We start from the raw sequence: 18066 nt of genomic DNA on the forward strand, positions 1-18066 counted from the left end.
CACCTAAAAGTTATAAAGTAACACTTTATACACGACCTTCCAGGTTTTTCGCTAGTCGCATTCAATCCGCCCTGTTTCTGCAAAATAGCGGCCCAATCCTGGCTCCCCCGTTTCATCCACATCTAACAGCGCGGCTTGCATAACGAGCTCAGGGTCAGGATCAGCAGGTAACACGCTTAAACGGCAGTCAGGCTTGCCGTAGAGAATCAGCGCTTGCTCAGAGGGTGCCCCGTCCTCTTCTTCGTGCACCACTTCGATATAGTAGGTTGGGTCAAAGACCTGATACTCCAGTATTTTCCCGGCTAATGGCTGAGGCGTTGCCAACGGCAGAATAAACATAAAGGTTAACCGACCATCACGCTCTAACGCCGTGTATTCAGACACCTCACCCAGTGCTTGCGGTTCGCCATTGATACTCACTTCGGTAAAATAGTGCTGGCGCGACAAGTTATCGCGGATGTCGCTGCCTAGTTGGTCAAGCCCTTCTTGCAGGCTACTACCTTGCACCTGCTGTAACTCTTCGAACACCACCAAACTGTAAAAAGGGTCCATTCGCCATGCTTGATGAAGCCCTGTTGCGACCCCTTCATCGTTTGTTATCACCCGCACACTGAGATCAATCCAACCATGTGGGTGAGCTAACACAGGGCTGCTGTTTAGCGTGCTACCAACGCCTATTGCCAACACCACCCAGTAAGCGCGGAATCTATTCAATAAATGACCGAGTGGAGGGGGTACGCCTATCACGGCAACTCTCCTAATTTATGCTGCAGCTCAACTAGCCAGGGATCTAATACATACGGTGGCAGCGGCTGGTTCCCACGCAATGCCGACAAGCTGACACGGCTACCGCCAACAACGTCACTTACCTGCAGTTGCAAGCGATACTCTGGCCAACGGGCTAACGTCGCATCTGCTCGCCCTAACGCTAAATCAGCGTGCCGAACGACATAGCCTTGCTCGATCATCAACTCAATGGCTGCGCGTAACGTTTGCTCTGAGGAAGCGCTGTAACGTAGCTCTCGCGGCTCTAGTGGCTGCGTGGAGGCACAGCCTGCCAGCATAGTCATCATGAGTACTGTGGCGGCCGTTAAAAAGTGCTTACGTAGTGGTTTCATAACGTCCTCGGGGTAGCTACCGTTTGCTCAAATGCAGTTTGGAAACGTTGACAAAAATCATCATTGCTAGCGCTATAAGATTCACGCAGATCCCCTAAGTGATCAAAGCGGCGAATATCTCGGGAAAGCCGAATATGACCATCACGTGCCAGTAGCGAGACTCGCTCTACTTCAACAGGCTGATGGTGGAAACCACCTCCAAACCCACTACCAATCCCCAGGCCAACGCTGGAACCGCCACGCCCCAAACCAAAACCACCAAAGACCCGCATGCTTCGCCCATACCCAAAGTCGTTATCATAAGGGTCGTAGTAGCCAATCAAGTCTCGCTGTCGACTAGCGGTCACCAGACCTAAAGCGGTGTCGGTGGTTTCAAGCTCAAACCCCCATGCTTCCAATACATCAATACTTTGCGTCAACACCTCCAACGGCGGTGTCGTTTGGCCAGACGCCCCAGTGGGAAAATAACAGGCTGCAGAAGGCGCAGGCTCGGCTTGTGGAAGGCGCTCTGGCACTGCTTGGCAGCCTGTCAGTATCAACAAGCACGTCATGCTAATCGGTAGTATTGCCTTCATGAGTGATCCTCTCATCTCAGATGCGGCTGGTGTGTCATCGAACGCCGCGCTAAGCTCGCCAGCAGCGATTCATTAGGATAAATGATAAAAAACCACGATAAACAATTATGACAACGCGTTAGGGAGGTTGTGCGATGAATGTTCTGCTTTGCCCCGATAGTTTTAAAGATGCGCTTAGCGCTGAACAAGCAGCAAGCGCCATGGCAGACGGTATTCAACGGGCTGCGCCAACCGCCACGATCCACCTTTGCCCGCTGGCTGATGGCGGTGAAGGCAGCCTGGATGCGCTTATAGCCGCCACCCACGCCGAGCGACGTCACCTTACAGTACAAGATGCCTTGGGGCGGCCGCGCCAAGCATCCTGGGGCTGGCTTAGCGAGCAGCGTACCGCGTTTATCGAACTGGCAGAAGCCAGCGGGCTGCAGCACCTATCCCCCCACCAACGTAATGCCCTGCATACCACTACTTACGGCGTCGGAGAGTTATTTCATGCGGCGCTTGATGCTGGCGCCACGAAAGCGCTGCTCTTTTTAGGTGGCAGCGCCACCAATGACGCAGGCGCAGGCATGCTCCAAGCACTGGGAGCCAAGCTATTAGATGAGCACGGTAATTCGCTTCCCCCTGGTGGCGCAGCACTCCAGCAGCTTGCAACGTTAGACCTCTCCACGCTGGATCCTCGTTTAAACAGCTTAGCAGTTGAAGCCGCCGTGGATGTAGATAACCCACTGCTAGGGTCACGCGGGGCGAGCGCTGTCTTTGGCCCGCAAAAAGGCGCATCACCTGACGATGTCGCCACACTTGATCGCGCGATCGGCCACTTTGCTGAGCTAAGCGCCCAGGTGCTGGGGCGCGATGAAAAAGAATTGGCTGGCGCAGGAGCTGCGGGTGGTATGGGATTTGCCGCTCGCAGCTTTCTGAACGCCACTCTCACGCCCGGTATTGAGATAATGATGCAGCAGGCCAAGCTACCCAACCTGCTTCCTGATATTGACGTAGTGATAACCGGAGAAGGTCGCTTAGATGGCCAAAGCCTTTCGGGTAAAACGCCTATTGGCGTTGCCCGTACCGCCAAGCACCACAGCAAGCCGGTCATCGTACTGGCCGGTAGCCTGGGTGAAGGGTGGCAAGCCTGCTTAGAAGAAGGTGTTACCGCTGCGTTTGCCCTTGCCGACGGTCCGATGACACTTGAGGATGCTTTACCACGCACCGCTGAACTACTCGCTGACCGCTGTGAGAGTATTGCAAGGCTTTGGCTCGCGCGATAAGCGGGTCAGCAGACCGTGGGGTGAAAAGTACTCCCCCCCTTGAAAAACACGCTAGGCGCCTACACCTCTTTTACTAGGTATACATGCAGCGGCAGATCAGATCTGTATACGTTGCGTGAGCGATGAGTCAGCCGTCGCCAGCTCACCGCCAAGGTAATGTTATGACGCTATTGCCGCGATGCAAAAAACTTGTTTTGCAATGCTCGCTAAGCGTCTTAAGCTAAATCAAACGATTTGATGACCGTACTGTTTTCGGAACGGTGACAACCATGGAGGAGCACTACATGAGTGATACAAATAGCATTGGCTTACACGAAGGCAGCGCCAGCCAACTTGCCGAGAAACTTAATCACCTGCTGGCCAATTATCAGATTTTCTATATGAACGTTCGTGGCTACCACTGGAACGTGCGAGGTAGCGACTTCTTTGAGCTACACGCGAAATTTGAAGAGTTTTATACCGACTTGCTCACCAAAGTAGATGAAGTGGCAGAGCGTATTTTGACGTTAGGCCACAAGCCCATTCATGCGTATAGCGACTATGTGAAGATTTCGCGTATTGAAGAAGATAAAGACGTTCATGATGGTCAAACCTGCGTGAAAGGCGTACTCACAGGTTATCAAACACTGATTGAATTACAGCGGGAATTGCTGGCAATTGCATCGGACGCTGACGATGAAGGTACCGCGGCACAAGCCGGTGACTATATTCGCGAGCAAGAAAAAACCGTATGGATGCTCAATGCTTACCTGAGCAAATAATACGATGCTTACCTCGCTGACGGCTAACGTAAGTAGAGGTAAGCACTAACAAAAACGACACCCTATACGGGTGTCGTTTTTTTATGGCAATTTGCCTAACGAGAATTCGCCAGGGTTTCAATGAAATCGCGTAGCAGCACCCAGAACTCGGCCACCGAGGCAATCTCCACTCGCTCGGCTGGCGAATGCGCACCACGAATCAGCGGGCCAAACGAAATCATGTCCAACTGTGGGTATTTACTTCCCAGAATGCCACATTCAAGGCCTGCATGAATCACCTTGACCTCAGGCTCACGGCCCATTAATGCGGCATGCCGAGAGTTAAAGGTAGCCAGTAAGGGGCTTTGTGGATTAGGCGCCCAGCCTGGATAGCCATTTTCCACTTTTACTCTAGCGCCCATCAGGCCAAACAGCGCCTGAAAGCGTCCCGCCATGGCGTCAGTGGCACTGTCATGCAGCGAACGCACCAGCGCACAAAGATGGAAACGTCCGTTTTCGACGCTTAATACACCTAAATTGTTCGAAGTTTCCACTACTCCCGGCACATCAGCACTCATGCGTTCGACCCCACAGGGAGCCGCATGCAGCGCAGCCAGCAGCATCGCACTGGCGTCTCGCGTTAGCGGCTCAGCATCAGTCCGTTCCACGCGCTCAGCCGTTAGCACCATAGTGCTATCGCCACTACCCAATTCAGCTTTTAGCGTATCAGCAAGCGTTCCCACCATCGCCAACGCGGCGTCAAGCTCATCAGCAGGCAGGGCAATTTGCGCAAACGCCTCGCGGGGGATGGCATTACGTAGTGTGCCGCCATGGTAATTAATCAGCCGTGCACCAAAAGATTCCAATGTCCACAGTACACGGACCAACAAGCGATTCGCGTTGCCTAGGGGCTTATCAATATCCACCCCCGAGTGGCCGCCTTTTAGCCCAGTCAGCGCCAGCGAAATCACTTGCTCATTATCTTGCAGCGCCGTACTGGGAAGCTGAGCATTTACTACTACGTCTGCGCCTCCCGCACAGCCGATATAAACTTGGCCGCGATCTTCACTGTCTAAATTGAGCAGCAATGACCCTGCCAGCCAATTTTCAGCAAGATTGAGCGCGCCCCCCATAGAGGTCTCTTCCTCTAGCGTAAACAGTGCTTCTAACGGGCCATGAGTAAGCTCTGGGTCTTCCAATACGGCCAGAATAGCGGCGACACCAAGGCCATTATCAGCCCCCAGTGTGGTGCCATCAGCGCATAGCCAACCATCTTTCTCATACGTCTGAATAGGGTCGCGGGTAAAATCGTGGTCATGGCCTGCGTTAGCTTGCGCCACCATATCTAGATGGCCCTGCAGCACGATGCCTGGCGCGCTTTCACAGCCGGGCGTGGCTGGCTTACAAATGCGCAAGTTGCCAAACTCATCACGGTCGTGGGGTAGCCCCTGGGCGTCGGCCCAGGCCTCCAACGTCGCCACCAGCGCGGCTTCATGACCAGAGGGGCGCGGCGTATTACACAGTGTGCGAAAGTGCTGCCACACCAAACGTGGCTCGAGGGCTTCTAGATGTGCGTTCATGTAAACTCTTCATTATCGATAACCAGTTTACTTTACCCGCCTGGGCTACTGGGGAAAAGCGTGCGTTGTTCAATAATTTGTTGAGTCGTGCGACGAATCAGCCGTACTGACTCACCGTGCGCCTTTGCTAACGGTTGGTTTTGGAAGGCCCAGGTGATCAACTGCTGATGAGCTATTTGTGCCTCTTGCGCTAATGACCAATGGCTAGCCTCTCTGGCCAGCGCCTGAAGCGACGCCCTTGCCAAGGCAGGGTCGCGGTGCGCATACGCCACATCGTCCACCGTCTGAATCTCAGCGTTGCTAAGCGGCAAACGAGGCAAGGATGGCAGCAGCAACGCGACGATCGGCGCAGGCAGTGTCGCTAACTCAAAGGCCAATAGCGTTATCAACGAGGCCGCAAAGGTATCACGCAGCGATGCTAGCACGGCCTGCCCTTCGCTGGTCAGCGCGCGAGCCACCATAATGGCGTACTCGCCGGTAGCCGTTTCTCGGGTGATGCCTAAACGAACAGGCGTAAACCCGAGCGCCAGCCAAAAACGCAGCAACGATGCTTCGGCACCAAAGGTAGCCCCGTAAAGCGCGACACCCTGCTGACGAGCGTTGGCTATATCCTCTTCTAACAACCTGCGCCCTAATCCTTCACGCCGCCGCTCTGGATGGGTAGCAATGCGTGCTACCCGCCGCCAGCGCGAGGTTAACGCCTCACGGCTACCACTGTGAGCCGCCAACGATTGGGCCAGCAGATGGCCTTGAGGGCGTCGCTCGCCGCGTGCCACTTGCTCAGCAAGTGCGGCATTAAAGCCGCCCTCTTCACGGGTCACCAAAACGGCCTGGGGATCTTGTGCTGCAATGATTGTACGAATGGCGGTACCAGGGCCATCTAACAGTTGGCGTAAATCACTAGGCGTGGTGCGATAGTGGGACTGCACCAGCAAGCCAAACAGCTTCGCTAACAACTCACGCTGCTTGGCTAACTGGGCCTGAGTCAACAGCATAGAGGCCGTCGGGCAATGAGTACTGGCGTGTGCCTCAGGCAACGGAGCGTTGAGCAGTAGCAACGTTTGAATAGTCGCTTCTAAAGGGTCTCCCACTGACCAGCGAACAGGGGTATCTAACGGTAACTCTCGCCATTGAGGAGCGGTTCGATTGAGCACCTCGCGAAAACGTAGTGCAAAACCGCGCCCTGAGCCTTCATAGCCATGCACGGTAGTTGCAAACGCGATACGTGGAAAGGCAGCAAGCCAGTGGGCTAACATTGCCGCAGGAATGGCCGCTGCCTCATCGACGAGTAAATAGCTGCCGCTACCACCGAGTCTTGCCTGATCAACCTGTTCGTTAAGCGCATCAGGTGCAAGGAAACACAGCGAGCTGCCGTTCGGCAGTTCAAACCGCGCAGGGCTGAGGCGTTGACCTTGCGGACATAGCGCTACTACGCGCGCAAACAAGCTTTCCACGGCACTCAGCCGAGGTGCCGTCACCATCAGTTGCGTTACGCTTTTTTGTAGCAGGCGAGCACAAGCAATACCCAATGCAGCGCTTTTACCCCGCCCACGATCCGCCGTAATAACCAATGGCCGGCGACGTTTTAGTTTTACTAACGCATTCACTGCACGAGCCTGGTCAGCCGTCAAACAGTCTGCATCGTCAAACGGAGTCGCACGCAGGTCTCGAAGCGACAGCCTGGGCAGCGTGAGGCTACCGTTTACCTTCCAGCGAACAATAGTGCTCTCACCCGTTAGTTGAAACGCTAACCGTTTAAGGTAATGGGCGCTCAGCGAATCCCAACGCCACGGGTAATCGGCAAAGCGAGCATAGTCAGGATCAGGCTGTTCGCCCCAATTGTCTGGCGTGATAATGACTAATAACCCACCAGCACTGACGGTACCTGCTAATGCGCCGAGCGCATCTGGATCTAACCCTTGGCTACCACTAGCATCTAGGACGATTAGCTGATGCTCCGCACCTAGCCGTGTACGAGCTTTACCGGCTGGTAAACACGGCGCCACTGGCGTCTCATGCTCAGCGCCCACCCACAGCGGTGCTTGCCACGTTTGCGCTTCCCACAACCGTTGCGCCTGCTGGCGAGCCTTATCAGGCGGCCCATATAGCCATACCAGCGCCCGCCAACGGCGGCGCTGCAAGCGGATGGCATGATGAACCAAGGCTGATACCTGCTTAATGGCAGCGTTGGGTGTGTCAACGCGGCAGCCTGCTCGCATAGCAACTCCTGAGCTTGTGTTTTGTTTACAACTTTGGTTGTAGATTCGCGTAATTTTCAACGCTCTTAGAACTAACCATAAGGTTAAGAAAGTTACTAAAAAATATACAAATAATTGTTTTTAATGAGCTAAATTTCCCAACAAAACTTCTTATACGACGTTAAATTCCTTGAGTTACTGATATTGCGCTGCAGCGGGGGGAGTGTGCTAGCTTAGCGAGGCAGCCTAGCGCCGTTTACTTTACGTAAACGTAAGCCACACTCACTGCACTTTCCTGCTTTCAGGTAATAAACACTAATAACGCCAACCGCCAAAGTACCAGGAAACATACAATGAAAAAGACCACTAAATTCGCACTAACCAGCCTCGCCGCTGGTGTCGCTTTCGCCGCCCTCACCTCCACTGCTCAAGCGCAGGAACAGTGGACAATGACGACTACCTGGCCCGAAAACCTTGACCTGATTAAGGTTGATCAGCACTGGGCAGAGCTTGTCAACCAGCTTGCAGGTGACGAAGTACAAATTAACTTCCGTGCAGGCGGCACGCTCATGCCTGGCACTGAAGTGTTCGACGCTACCGAAACCGGCGCTATCCAAGCCTCTGGCGATTGGCCAGGCTACTGGGCCGGCTTGAATCCAGCATTCTCTCCTCTGGCCACCACTACCAGTCTGTTTAACGGCGTGGATTACTTGAACTGGATTCAACAATGGGGCGGTTTTGAGCTCTATCAAGAAATCTACGGCCAGTACAACATGGTGTACTTGCCCTACGGCATTACCAACAACGAATCTGGCTTTATGGGCCGCACACCGATTGAGAGCATCGCAGACCTTGAAGGTAAGCGTTTGCGTCTATCGGGACGCGATCAGGGCCGGGTGCTCGAAGAGCTAGGCGGCTCCCAGGTCACCCTGGCTGGGGGTGAAGTGTATCAAGCGATTGAACGCGGCGTAATTGATGCCGGTGAGTTCTCGACTCCAGGCGTTGATTTTAAAGCCGGTTTTGCTGAAGTTGCTGATTACTGGGCGACACCTGGCTGGCACCAGTCGGCAAGCGTTTTCGGCGTTATGATTAACAAAGACGCTTGGGATGCCCTGTCTGAAGAAACCCAGACTAAGCTAAAAATAGCTGCTGAAGCCACCATGGCTTGGTCACTTTCCTGGTCGGAGCGTGAATCTACCGAAGCGACCCAGAAGTTTATTGATGCGGGCGTCACCATTAACCAATTCTCAGAAGAAGACTTGGCGCGCATCCAGGAAATCACCAACGATGTCATCGTACGTGGCGCGTGTGAAAACTCCGACCACGCGAAGGTCTATCACTCCATGATTACCTATCTACAAGAGTACGCTGTATGGCGTGATGTTACTGCGCCATTCAACATGAGTCGTACGATGGACAACCTGCCCTCATTGGAAGAGATCGAAGCCTGCCTATAAGGCGTTTAAGTGCCGCCCCTGCGCTGTGGGGGCGGTTATTGCTTAGCTGCGGAGACCTTCCATGAACGCGATTGCCAAGGCGATCGATGCAATTAACGAGCTGCTGGGCCGCATCATTGCACCGTTAATTGCCATCATTACTCTAATAGTGCTTTACGACATTGTGTCGCGCTTCTTCTTTGGCCGTCCTAGCGACTGGGCGTTTGATGTCACCAAAATGCTGTTCGGCGCTCACTTTATGCTGATGGCCGCCTATGGGTTGCGCCACCACGCCCACGTGGAAGTCGACGTTATTAAACGTCTGCTATCACGTAAAAAGCAGGCCGTACTGGAGCTACTCGGCTACTTGATATTCTTTGTACCCTTTATCTGGCTGTTATTGACCTACGGCTGGCGCTTTTTCGAGCGTTCATTCAGTCGAGGCGAAACGACCTACGGAATGGTCTCAATCCCGGTGTATCCGGTAAAAGGCGTTATCGTAGTCGCTGCTGTGCTTATCTTGTTGCAGGCGGTTGCTATCGTTCTGCGCGCCATTATGCAGCTGCGTGAGGAGACATCCGCATGAGTGCAGAACTACTGACGCTGATAATGTTTGGTGGCCTTTTAGTTGGCCTGTTTATGGGTCATCCGCTTGCCTTCGTATTGGGTGGCATGGCGGTCATCGGCGCATATTTAGGGCCGGGCATTAATACCTTGGGTATCATCATTAACAACGTCTATGGCAATGCTATGGACAACTATGTACTAGTGGCGATACCACTGTTTATTCTAATGGCGCGTTTCCTGAACGACTCAGGCGTCACCGAAAAAATGTTTGATGCCATGCGCTTGCTGCTGGCGAATCTACGTGGTGGGTTAGCGCTTACTGTGGTGGTTGTCTCTGTCTTACTTGCGGCTACCACCGGCATTGTCGGCGCGTCGATTGCCGTTATGGGCATGATTGCCTTAGTGCCAATGCTTAAGTATGGCTATAACAAAGAGCTAAGCGCGGGCGTCATCATGGCTAGCGGCTGCCTGGGCATTTTAATCCCTCCCAGCATTATGCTGATTTTGATGGCAAGCTACTCGCCTGTCTCAGTGGGCGCCCTCTTCGCTGGTGCGTTAGTCCCTGGCCTGATGTTGGGGGTGATGTATGCCCTATATGTGCTGGTAATCTGCTGGCTCAAACCTAGCTACGGCCCTAAAGTACCGGCAGAAGAGCGCGCCGAAGTCAGCACAAAACAGCTACTGATCATGCTGGGCAAATATGTTGTTCCCCCCATGTCGTTAATTCTCGGCGTCTTGGGGGCACTGTTTACCGGTGTGGCCACGGCGACAGAGGCATCCGCTATTGGTGTTTTTATCGCGTTCCTGCTGTTTTTAATTTTCGGCGACCGCAAACTATCAACCTGTTACAACACGCTGATTGAAGCTGGCAAAACCACGACGATGGTCATGTTAGTGCTCGTCGGGGCCACAGCATTCACTGGGGTATTCTCGATTGGCGGCGGGATGACCGTGATCAGTGACTTTGTACTGGCCATGCCGGGCGGCACCATTGGTGCACTGCTATTAATGCTGTTCCTGGTATTCATTCTCGGCATGTTCCTTGATTGGACTGGCATTGTATTACTTAGCTTCCCTATCATGCTGCCAATCATTTCGCAGATGGGCGTGGATGTACTGTGGTTCGTCGTCATGGTGGCGGTGGTGTTACAAACCTCCTTCTTAACGCCGCCTTTTGGTTATGCGCTGTTCTATTTGAAAGGAGTGGCTCCACCAGGAGTCGAAATCATCGACCTATATAAAGCCGTCGTGCCATTTGTGGCCATCATCCTTTTCGCCTGCGTACTAATGGCTCTTTTCCCTAGTTTGATTACGGGATTACCTAGCATGCTGGTGGGCTACCAGTGATATCAAGCGACTGATGTCAAACGCACAACCTCCCCCCGCATTGCGGGGGGATTTTTTTGATAGAAACAATGTTGGCTGCAGCCGCCTGACGCAAGTGATACTATTTGCAGCCGCAATTTTTTCGCATTGACGAGCCAAGCTGCCCCTCATCCAAGGAGATAACGACGTGTCTACGCCAGCTCGCCGCTCACCATCGGCTCTGCTTTCAGGTTTTGCGTCACGTATTTCGCTATCGCTCAACCCTTGGTCAATCGCGCTTTTTTTGATCGCCCTTGTTGTCGCCCTGCCGATTATTGTGGTCCTAAGCCATATTTTTGTGCCGACAGAAGGCGTTTGGCAGCACCTTGCAAGCACGGTATTGCCACGCTACCTCTCTAATACTTTCTGGCTGGTACTCTGGGTTGGCATCGGCACTCTGATTACAGGCGCCGGAACTGCGTGGCTGGTGGTAATGTGCCGTTTTCCAGGCAAGCGCATATTTGAATGGGCGCTGCTGCTACCCCTTGCGGTACCAACGTATGTCATTGCCTACGCCTATACAGACTTTTTCCAAGTAGCCGGACCGCTACAAAGCATGTTGCGTGAATGGTTTGACTGGCGAGTGGGCGATTACTATTTCCCCAATGTACGCTCACTCGGTGGCGCGGCCACACTGATTACCTTTGTGCTTTACCCGTACGTGTATTTGTTAGCTAGGGCTTCTTTTCTTGAGCAGTCGGTATGTGTATTAGATGTAGGCCGCACTCTGGGCCGTGGCCCCTGGCGCTTATTTGCCAGCGTGGCGCTGCCTCTTGCTCGCCCGGCATTAGTAGGCGGCGTTTCACTGGTACTGATGGAGACGCTTAACGAATTCGGCGCGGTACAGTTTTTTGGGGTAGATACCTTCACCACGGGGATCTATCGCACATGGTTTGGCTTAGGTGAACCCGTCGCTGCCGCTCAGTTAGCCGCTTGTCTGCTGACCTTTGTCATTGTATTGGTTCTTCTAGAGCGCTATTCGCGGGGTAAACGGCGCTACTTCCATACCACTAACCGCTATCAGCAACTACCGGAATATCCGCTGCGTGGCTGGCATGCACTCGGTGCTACCCTGGCGTGTTTGCTGCCCATTGTTATCGGCTTTTTACTGCCCAGCGGTATTTTGCTCAATATGGCCATTGAAACGGGCGATAGCTTGTTTGGCACACGATTTATTGGCTTTGCTATGAATAGCCTGAGCCTCGCGACCGTGGCTGCATTGATTGCGGTAGGCTTAGCCGTACTACTGAGCTACGGGGTTAGGCTTAACAACTCACCAAGCGCACGATTTTTCACCCGTATCGCCGCAATGGGCTATGCCATTCCTGGCTCGGTGGTTGCCGTGGGCATCCTGATTCCGTTTGCCTGGCTGGATAACTCGCTGAACATGTGGCTTCACGAACACTACGGAAAAATCATTGGCCTGGTATTTAGCGGTTCAGCGTTTATTTTGATTTACGCTTATGTCGTACGCTTTTTGGCCGTCTCGTTTAATGCGGTAGAAGCAAGCCTTGGCAAAGTAACCCCCAGCATGGATGCCGCATCCCGCACCTTGGGTCAAACCGCTGGCGGTACACTGCGCCATATTCATACGCCGCTGATGCGCAGCAGTCTTCTGGCAGCAGGGATTCTGGTATTTGTCGATGTGATGAAAGAGTTGCCTGCCACGATCATCCTGCGCCCCTTCAACTTTGACACGCTAGCAGTACGCGCTCACAGCCTCGCCTCAGATGAACGCTTAGCTGAAGCGTCAACCGCCTCTCTGACCATTGTGGTCGTCGGCATATTACCGGTAATTTTACTCAGCCTGGCAATGCGCCGGGCGCGCCCTGGCAGCCAAGCTGAGTAATGGAGGCGAGCAAGCGCTGAACAGCGAACACTTAACGCGGAAAGATAAATACCTGGGAATGGTCCAAGTCGATATCAATCGGCTGGCCCTCCTGGGGTAAAAACACGCCTGGCACGCGGGCGTGAAGGTGGGCTTCCTGACCATCTTCTCCATGCGCACATAAGTGAATAAGGCTGGAACGCCCTAGCAGCTTGGCCATCACCACATGGCTGTGACTATGCGACTCGACGGGTAAGTCACGCTCTTTAATGCGCAGTGCTTCGGGGCGAATCATCACCTGAACGTGACTACCTTCTGGTAACCAGCTGGCATCTACCGGCCCAACGGGCGTAGCGACAAAGCCCCCTTTCACAATGCCGCTTAACTCATTCACCTCGCCAAAAAACGTCACCACAAAGGGAGCCACTGGCGCACAATAAAGCTCACGGGGAGTGCCCGTCTGCACAATTTCGCCATCCCGCATTAGTGCGATGCGGTCCGCCATAAACATGGCTTCTTCAGGATCGTGGGTCACGAGCAGAGTCGCTGAGCCGAGTTTTTTCAACACGTGTAGCGTATCGTCTCGGATGCGATCACGTAGCCGCGCATCAAGACTCGAAAAGGGTTCATCCAACAACATTAATTTAGGCGTGGGTGCCAGCGCTCGCGCCAGCGCAACGCGCTGCTGCTGTCCACCTGACAACATGTGTGGATAGCTCTCGGCGTAGTCGGCCATGCCAAGTTGAGCCAGCAGTTCCAGCGCACGCTCCCGACGCTGGCTAGAGGGCAAATTTTTCAGACCGAAGGTAACATTTTCCAGCACGCTAAGATGTGGAAACAAGGCTGAGTCTTGGAAAGCGAGACCAACATTGCGCTTTTCTGGTGGCACATGACGCTTACCGGGTGCCGCAATGGATAGGCCATCAAGACTAACCGTGCCTTCCTGCACGACCTCTAAGCCCGCAGCAATCCGAAGCAGTGTGGTTTTGCCGCAGCCAGAAGGGCCCAGTAAACACACAACCTCGCCTGGGGCGATATCAAGATCAATGCCTTTAACCACTTTATTAGCCGCGAACGTGTGCTGAATACCACGAAGCGACAGTGCTGATGCAGGCGCCGACACATCGGAAAGTGACACAGTTGCTGTCATTATTTCACCATTGTCTCGTCCACCCGCGACATGATAAACGCATGCCGCTGCGAACACGGTTGAAAGTTATTTGCATTCTATTTTCTATTGAGTAGAGATGCACGTTTCTTGCTAAACAGCGGATGCGTGTCATTAGCATTTGACTTGACGCCAACCAAGAGAAGCGTTTCAATACGTCACGTCGCTAATGCAACTTATTATCATAAACATTCAGGGTATTTGTTATGAACAAAGCACGTCTTACGGCTACCGTAGCTGCCATTATGGCAGGTTCTGCCTTTGCAGGTAGCGCGCTCGCTAACGAAGTCAACATTTACTCCGCCCGCCATTACGACTCTGATGAGATTCTCTACAAAGCGTTCACTGACGAGACCGGCATCGAAGTTAATGTGCTGGAAGGCGACTCTGACCAGTTGATGGAGCGCATGCAGCGTGAAGGCATTGCTAGCCCTGCCGACGTGATGCTTACCGTTGATGCAGGCCGCTTATGGCGCGCCGAGCAGGACGGCCTTTTTCAAAGCGTAGAGTCTGACGTGCTTAACGAGCGCCTGCCAGAATCAATGCGTCACCCTGAAGGTTTGTGGTTTGGCTTTAGCCAGCGCGCACGGGTTATTTTCTACAACCGTGAGAACTTTGACCCCAGCCAAATCACCTCTTATGAAGACCTGGCCGATCCGCAGTTTGAAGGCCAAGTATGCATTCGCTCTTCCAACAACATTTATAACCAGTCGCTGCTAGCGTCAATGATTGAGCACCACGGCGCAGAAGGTGCGGAAGAGTGGGCCCAAGGTGTTGTAAATAATATGGCGCGCGACCCAGAAGGCGGCGATACCGATCAGATTCTTGGTGTTGCCAGCGGTGAGTGTGACTTAGCGGTTGCAAACCACTATTACTATGTTCGCATGCTGCATTCCGATGAAGATGCCGACCGCGAAGCCGCACGCAAAGTGGGGGTGATTTTCCCCAACCAGGATGATCGTGGCACTCACATTAACGTTGGCGGCGCTGGCTTAGTGGCTAACGCGCAAAACCCAGAAAACGGCATTCGTTTCCTGGAGTTCTTAGCCTCTGACGAAGCTCAGGAAGTACTGGCTGACCGTAACTACGAGTTCCCCGTCGTGGAAGGCATCAAGAAAAACCCGGTGCTGGAATCTTGGGGTGATTTCGCCAAAGACGATATCAACATCAGCATCTTGGGTGAAAATAACCCAGAAGCGATCCGTATCTTCGATCGTGTAAGCTGGCGTTAAGCTCGGCGGCTCTTAGGACTCAGGAGCCTCAAGCCTAACTAAAAAAACACCTGCAGCTCAGCTGCAGGTGTTTTTTATTGGGTTGCCGGTAACGACCCCGTAACGTCGTTTAAGCCTCGCTTAGCCTAGCGGGCTTCATGCTAGTGGTTAAGACTAGTGGGCTTCATCCCAGTTGCTGCCGCTTTCGGCTTCAACAATCAGCGGCACACTAAGCGTGGCAGCGGCCTGCATGCGCGTTTGGACCTGCTCAATAAACGCCTCAACTTGTCCTTCGGCCACTTCGAACACCAGTTCATCATGCACCTGCATAACCATAAGGGCATCAAACTCCCCTTCAGCAAGCCATGCATCGACATCGATCATCGCCTGCTTGATGATATCTGCTGCCGTGCCCTGCATAGGCGCGTTAATGGCGGTGCGTTCAGCACCCTGACGGCGATTGCGGTTTTGCGAGTGGATCTCTGGCAGGTACAGCCGCCGCCCAAGCACGGTTTCAACAAAACCATCTTCCGCGGCTTGGGTGCGAATACGATCCATATAGCGAGCAACGCCAGGATAACGGTCAAAATAGCGGTCGATGTAGGTTTGCGCCTGATTACGATCAATATGCAGCTGGCGTGATAAGCCCCAAGCGCTCATGCCGTAAATCAGGCCAAAGTTGATCGCTTTAGCGCTGCGCCGCTGGTCGGCGGAGACCTTTTCAAGCGCAGTACCAAATACTTCGGCAGCGGTCGCTGTATGGATATCTCGCCCTTCCGCAAACGCTTCCAGAAGTCCTTTATCTTCGGAGAGGTGCGCCATAATACGCAGCTCAATTTGCGAGTAGTCTGCCGCCACAATGCGGTAGCCTGGGCGCGCCACAAACGCTTGGCGGATTTTACGTCCTTCTTCCGTACGAATCGGGATGTTTTGCAGGTTGGGGTCAGACGACGAAAGACGCCCTGTCGCCGTTACCGCTTGGTGATAGCTAGTATGCACCCGCCCAGTGGTTTTATTGAGCAAGCGCGGCAGCTTATCGGTATAGGTGGATTTTAGCTTCGCCAGTCCCCGGTGCTGCATAATCACCTTGGGCAAGGGGTAATCCAGCGCCAACTCCTCTAGCACTGCCTCTGCGGTCGAAGGTGCGCCTTTGGGCGTTTTCTTGATCACCGGAATTTTCTGCTCTTCGAACAGAATCTGCCCCAGCTGTTTGGGCGAACCAAGGTTAAATTCACGGCCTGCTAACTCGAAGGCTTCGCTTTCAAGCTCACGAATACGGCGCTCTAGTTGCTGGCTTTGCTCGTGCAGACGTTCGGCATCCAGCGCAACGCCATTGCGTTCAATCCGCGACAAGACGTTAATCAGCGGCAGCTCAAGATGATCCAACACGTCCGCCAAACGCCCTTCCCGCTCCACCTGAGGGCGCAGTATTTCTTGCAGCCGCAGCGTGATATCGACATCTTCACAGGCATAAGGAACCGCTTGCTCTAAGGCGATCTGATTAAACGTGAGCTGCTTGGCACCCTTTCCAGCGATCTCTTCGAAAGAGATGGTTTTTTCGCCCAAATACTTCAGCGCCAGCGAATCCATATCATGACGCGTGGCGGTGGAATTCAACACGTACGAGGCTAGCATAGTGTCGGCAAGCGGCCCCACCACGCGAATATCATAGTTTGCCAGCACGGAAATATCGTACTTAAGGTTCTGACCAATTTTGGTTTTTTCAGGATCTTCCAGCAGCGGCTTTAATGCCTGCAGAACCTGTTGACGATCAAGCTGAGCGGGGGCATCCAGGTAGTCATGGGCCAGTGGGATATAGGCGGCTTCACCAGCTTCCAGTGCCAAGCCAACGCCGACAATATCGGCGTCCATATAATTCAGGCTGGTCGTTTCTAAGTCGAAGCAAAAGCGCTCGGCTTTTCTGAGTCGCGCTAGCCATGCATCAAACTCAGCTTGCTCAACGATGACGTGATCATGCCGCTGGCTGGAAGTCGCAGCGCTATCAGCCACCTCATTAGCAGCGTTATCAGGCGCAGGCTCGCCCCCCTTTACATCATCGACGCCCTCGTCGCTACCTGCCAGTAGCTCAGCCAACCACTGCTTGAACTCCATTTCTTTATAGAGTTCTACCAGCGCCTCACGGTCGGGATGCGCAATATCCAAGTCATCCAGCCCCACGGGCAGCTCGCAGTCGGTTTTAATGGTTGCTAGCTGATAAGAGAGAAAGGCCTGTTCACGGTGCTCTTCCAGCTTCTTGGGTAACGTTTTCGCACCACGGAAGCTGAGTGTCTTGACGCGCTCAAGATCTCCGTAAATTGTCTCTAAACCACCTTCCATGCCTTGCAACAGGCCAATGGCCGTCTTTTCGCCCACCCCCGGCACACCGGGAATGTTATCAACCTTGTCCCCCATCAGTGCCAAAAAATCAATGATCAGTGAGGGGGGAAGACCAAATTTCTCTTTGACGCCCGTTTCGTCGAGGGTCTCTTCTTTCATGGTGTTGACCAATGTAATGTGGTCATTCACCAGCTGCGCCATATCTTTATCGCCAGTCGAAATCACCGCATCACGACCCGCCTGGGTGGCACGATGGGCCAGAGTGCCAATCACGTCGTCGGCTTCAACACCTTCAATGCACAGTAGCGGTAAGCCTAGCGCTTTTACACAAGCGTGCAGCGGCTTAATTTGGCTGCGCAGGTCGTCGGGCATAGGTGGCCGATGAGCTTTATAGTCGCTGTACATCTCATCGCGGAAGGTTTTTCCTGGCGCATCAAACACCACCGCCATTGGGCTTTCCGGGTAGTCTTTAATCAGCCGCTTGAGCATATTTAATACGCCTTTCACGGCTCCCGTAGGCTGGCCGTTGGAGGTCGTTAACGGTGGCAACGCATGAAAAGCGCGATATAGGTACGATGAGCCATCGACAAGCACGATTGGGGCACGGGCCATAACCAATTCCATTGTTAGCAACACAGTAAGAAAGTCTATTGGCTATGATACGCGTTCACGGCAATG

General features: G+C 53.4%; 14 protein-coding genes. 7 read left to right on the forward strand and 7 right to left on the reverse strand.

All coding sequences use genetic code 11. From position 1 onward, the window contains the following. Positions 1 to 51 precede the first annotated feature (51 nt). Genes IR195_RS16815 through IR195_RS16825 form a run of 3 tightly spaced genes read right to left on the reverse strand, consistent with a single transcriptional unit; the run spans position 52 to position 1693 of the window. Entirely contained in the window at positions 52 to 690 is a 639-nt protein-coding gene (locus tag IR195_RS16815; protein ID WP_146944855.1) for a DUF1007 family protein, read from the reverse strand. Positions 691 to 743: 53 nt separating this feature from the next. Next, on the reverse strand, positions 744 to 1118 hold the full coding sequence (locus IR195_RS16820) for a hypothetical protein (RefSeq protein ID WP_125751494.1): 375 nt from the start codon (positions 1116 to 1118) through the stop codon (positions 744 to 746). Continuing rightward, positions 1115 to 1693 carry a hypothetical protein gene (locus IR195_RS16825; protein ID WP_125751497.1) on the reverse strand — a complete coding sequence of 193 codons (579 nt, stop codon included), beginning with the start codon at positions 1691 to 1693 and terminating at the stop codon, positions 1115 to 1117. The genes IR195_RS16820 and IR195_RS16825 overlap by 4 nt, the downstream gene beginning before the upstream one ends. Positions 1694 to 1827: 134 nt before the next feature. Between IR195_RS16825 and IR195_RS16830 the strand changes: the two genes are divergently transcribed. Together IR195_RS16830 and IR195_RS16835 are read left to right on the forward strand one after the other, a co-directional pair. Beyond that, entirely contained in the window at positions 1828 to 2958 is a 1131-nt protein-coding gene (locus IR195_RS16830) for a glycerate kinase (RefSeq protein WP_206048113.1), read from the forward strand. 284 nt (positions 2959 to 3242) lie between these two features. After that, positions 3243 to 3719, forward strand: coding sequence for a Dps family protein (locus tag IR195_RS16835; RefSeq protein ID WP_009724882.1), 477 nt, complete (start codon positions 3243 to 3245; stop codon positions 3717 to 3719). A 95-nt stretch (positions 3720 to 3814) separates the two neighbouring features. Here IR195_RS16835 and IR195_RS16840 read toward each other — a convergent pair whose 3' ends face one another. Together IR195_RS16840 and IR195_RS16845 are read right to left on the reverse strand one after the other, a co-directional pair. After that, positions 3815 to 5278 (reverse strand): aminoacyl-histidine dipeptidase, encoded by a 1464-nt coding sequence (locus IR195_RS16840; RefSeq protein ID WP_206048114.1) that lies wholly within the window; start codon positions 5276 to 5278, stop codon positions 3815 to 3817. 32 nt (positions 5279 to 5310) lie between these two features. Continuing rightward, positions 5311 to 7497, reverse strand: a complete 2187-nt coding sequence (locus IR195_RS16845; protein ID WP_206048115.1) for a tRNA(Met) cytidine acetyltransferase TmcA domain-containing protein — start codon at positions 7495 to 7497, stop codon at positions 5311 to 5313. Between the two features lie 332 nt (positions 7498 to 7829). Here IR195_RS16845 and dctP point away from each other — a divergent pair, with 332 nt between their 5' ends. The 4 genes from dctP (at position 7830) to IR195_RS16865 (ending at position 12693) form a co-directional block, all read left to right on the forward strand. Next, positions 7830 to 8933, forward strand: coding sequence for a TRAP transporter substrate-binding protein DctP (dctP, locus tag IR195_RS16850; protein ID WP_125751509.1), 1104 nt, complete (start codon positions 7830 to 7832; stop codon positions 8931 to 8933). Between the two features lie 61 nt (positions 8934 to 8994). After that, positions 8995 to 9498 (forward strand): TRAP transporter small permease subunit, encoded by a 504-nt coding sequence (locus IR195_RS16855; RefSeq protein ID WP_146944796.1) that lies wholly within the window; start codon positions 8995 to 8997, stop codon positions 9496 to 9498. Beyond that, positions 9495 to 10826 (forward strand): TRAP transporter large permease, encoded by a 1332-nt coding sequence (locus IR195_RS16860; protein ID WP_198350412.1) that lies wholly within the window; start codon positions 9495 to 9497, stop codon positions 10824 to 10826. Before IR195_RS16855 ends, IR195_RS16860 begins: the two co-directional genes overlap by 4 nt. 166 nt (positions 10827 to 10992) lie before the next feature. Beyond that, complete coding sequence (locus tag IR195_RS16865) at positions 10993 to 12693, forward strand: ABC transporter permease (RefSeq protein WP_146944794.1); 1701 nt, start codon at positions 10993 to 10995, stop codon at positions 12691 to 12693. A 31-nt stretch (positions 12694 to 12724) separates the two neighbouring features. On the opposite strand, the gene IR195_RS16870 is transcribed toward IR195_RS16865, so the two are convergent. Next, entirely contained in the window at positions 12725 to 13822 is a 1098-nt protein-coding gene (locus IR195_RS16870; protein ID WP_125751522.1) for an ABC transporter ATP-binding protein, read from the reverse strand. Between the two features lie 224 nt (positions 13823 to 14046). Between IR195_RS16870 and IR195_RS16875 the strand changes: the two genes are divergently transcribed. Further along, a complete protein-coding gene (locus tag IR195_RS16875) occupies positions 14047 to 15072 on the forward strand; it encodes a Fe(3+) ABC transporter substrate-binding protein (protein WP_125751525.1) in 1026 nt (341 codons plus the stop codon). 153 nt (positions 15073 to 15225) lie between these two features. On the opposite strand, the gene polA is transcribed toward IR195_RS16875, so the two are convergent. After that, positions 15226 to 18000 carry a DNA polymerase I gene (gene polA / locus IR195_RS16880; RefSeq protein ID WP_206048116.1) on the reverse strand — a complete coding sequence of 925 codons (2775 nt, stop codon included), beginning with the start codon at positions 17998 to 18000 and terminating at the stop codon, positions 15226 to 15228. Positions 18001 to 18066: the final 66 nt, after the last annotated feature.

This window comes from Vreelandella venusta (assembly GCF_015689495.1).
Taxonomy (GTDB): domain Bacteria; phylum Pseudomonadota; class Gammaproteobacteria; order Pseudomonadales; family Halomonadaceae; genus Vreelandella; species Vreelandella venusta.

Excerpts from the sequence above, each read along its gene's own strand:
- IR195_RS16820 (WP_125751494.1), bottom strand. The coding sequence starts at position 1,118 with ATGAAACCACTACGTAAGCACTTTTTAACGGCCGCCACAGTACTCATG.
- IR195_RS16825 (WP_125751497.1), bottom strand. The coding sequence starts at position 1,693 with ATGAAGGCAATACTACCGATTAGCATGACGTGCTTGTTGATACTGACA.
- IR195_RS16830 (WP_206048113.1), top strand. The coding sequence starts at position 1,828 with ATGAATGTTCTGCTTTGCCCCGATAGTTTTAAAGATGCGCTTAGCGCT.
- IR195_RS16835 (WP_009724882.1), top strand. The coding sequence starts at position 3,243 with ATGAGTGATACAAATAGCATTGGCTTACACGAAGGCAGCGCCAGCCAA.
- IR195_RS16840 (WP_206048114.1), bottom strand. The coding sequence starts at position 5,278 with ATGAACGCACATCTAGAAGCCCTCGAGCCACGTTTGGTGTGGCAGCAC.
- IR195_RS16845 (WP_206048115.1), bottom strand. The coding sequence starts at position 7,497 with ATGCGAGCAGGCTGCCGCGTTGACACACCCAACGCTGCCATTAAGCAG.
- dctP (WP_125751509.1), top strand. The coding sequence starts at position 7,830 with ATGAAAAAGACCACTAAATTCGCACTAACCAGCCTCGCCGCTGGTGTC.
- IR195_RS16855 (WP_146944796.1), top strand. The coding sequence starts at position 8,995 with ATGAACGCGATTGCCAAGGCGATCGATGCAATTAACGAGCTGCTGGGC.
- IR195_RS16860 (WP_198350412.1), top strand. The coding sequence starts at position 9,495 with ATGAGTGCAGAACTACTGACGCTGATAATGTTTGGTGGCCTTTTAGTT.
- IR195_RS16870 (WP_125751522.1), bottom strand. The coding sequence starts at position 13,822 with ATGACAGCAACTGTGTCACTTTCCGATGTGTCGGCGCCTGCATCAGCA.
- IR195_RS16875 (WP_125751525.1), top strand. The coding sequence starts at position 14,047 with ATGAACAAAGCACGTCTTACGGCTACCGTAGCTGCCATTATGGCAGGT.
- polA (WP_206048116.1), bottom strand. The coding sequence starts at position 18,000 with ATGGCCCGTGCCCCAATCGTGCTTGTCGATGGCTCATCGTACCTATAT.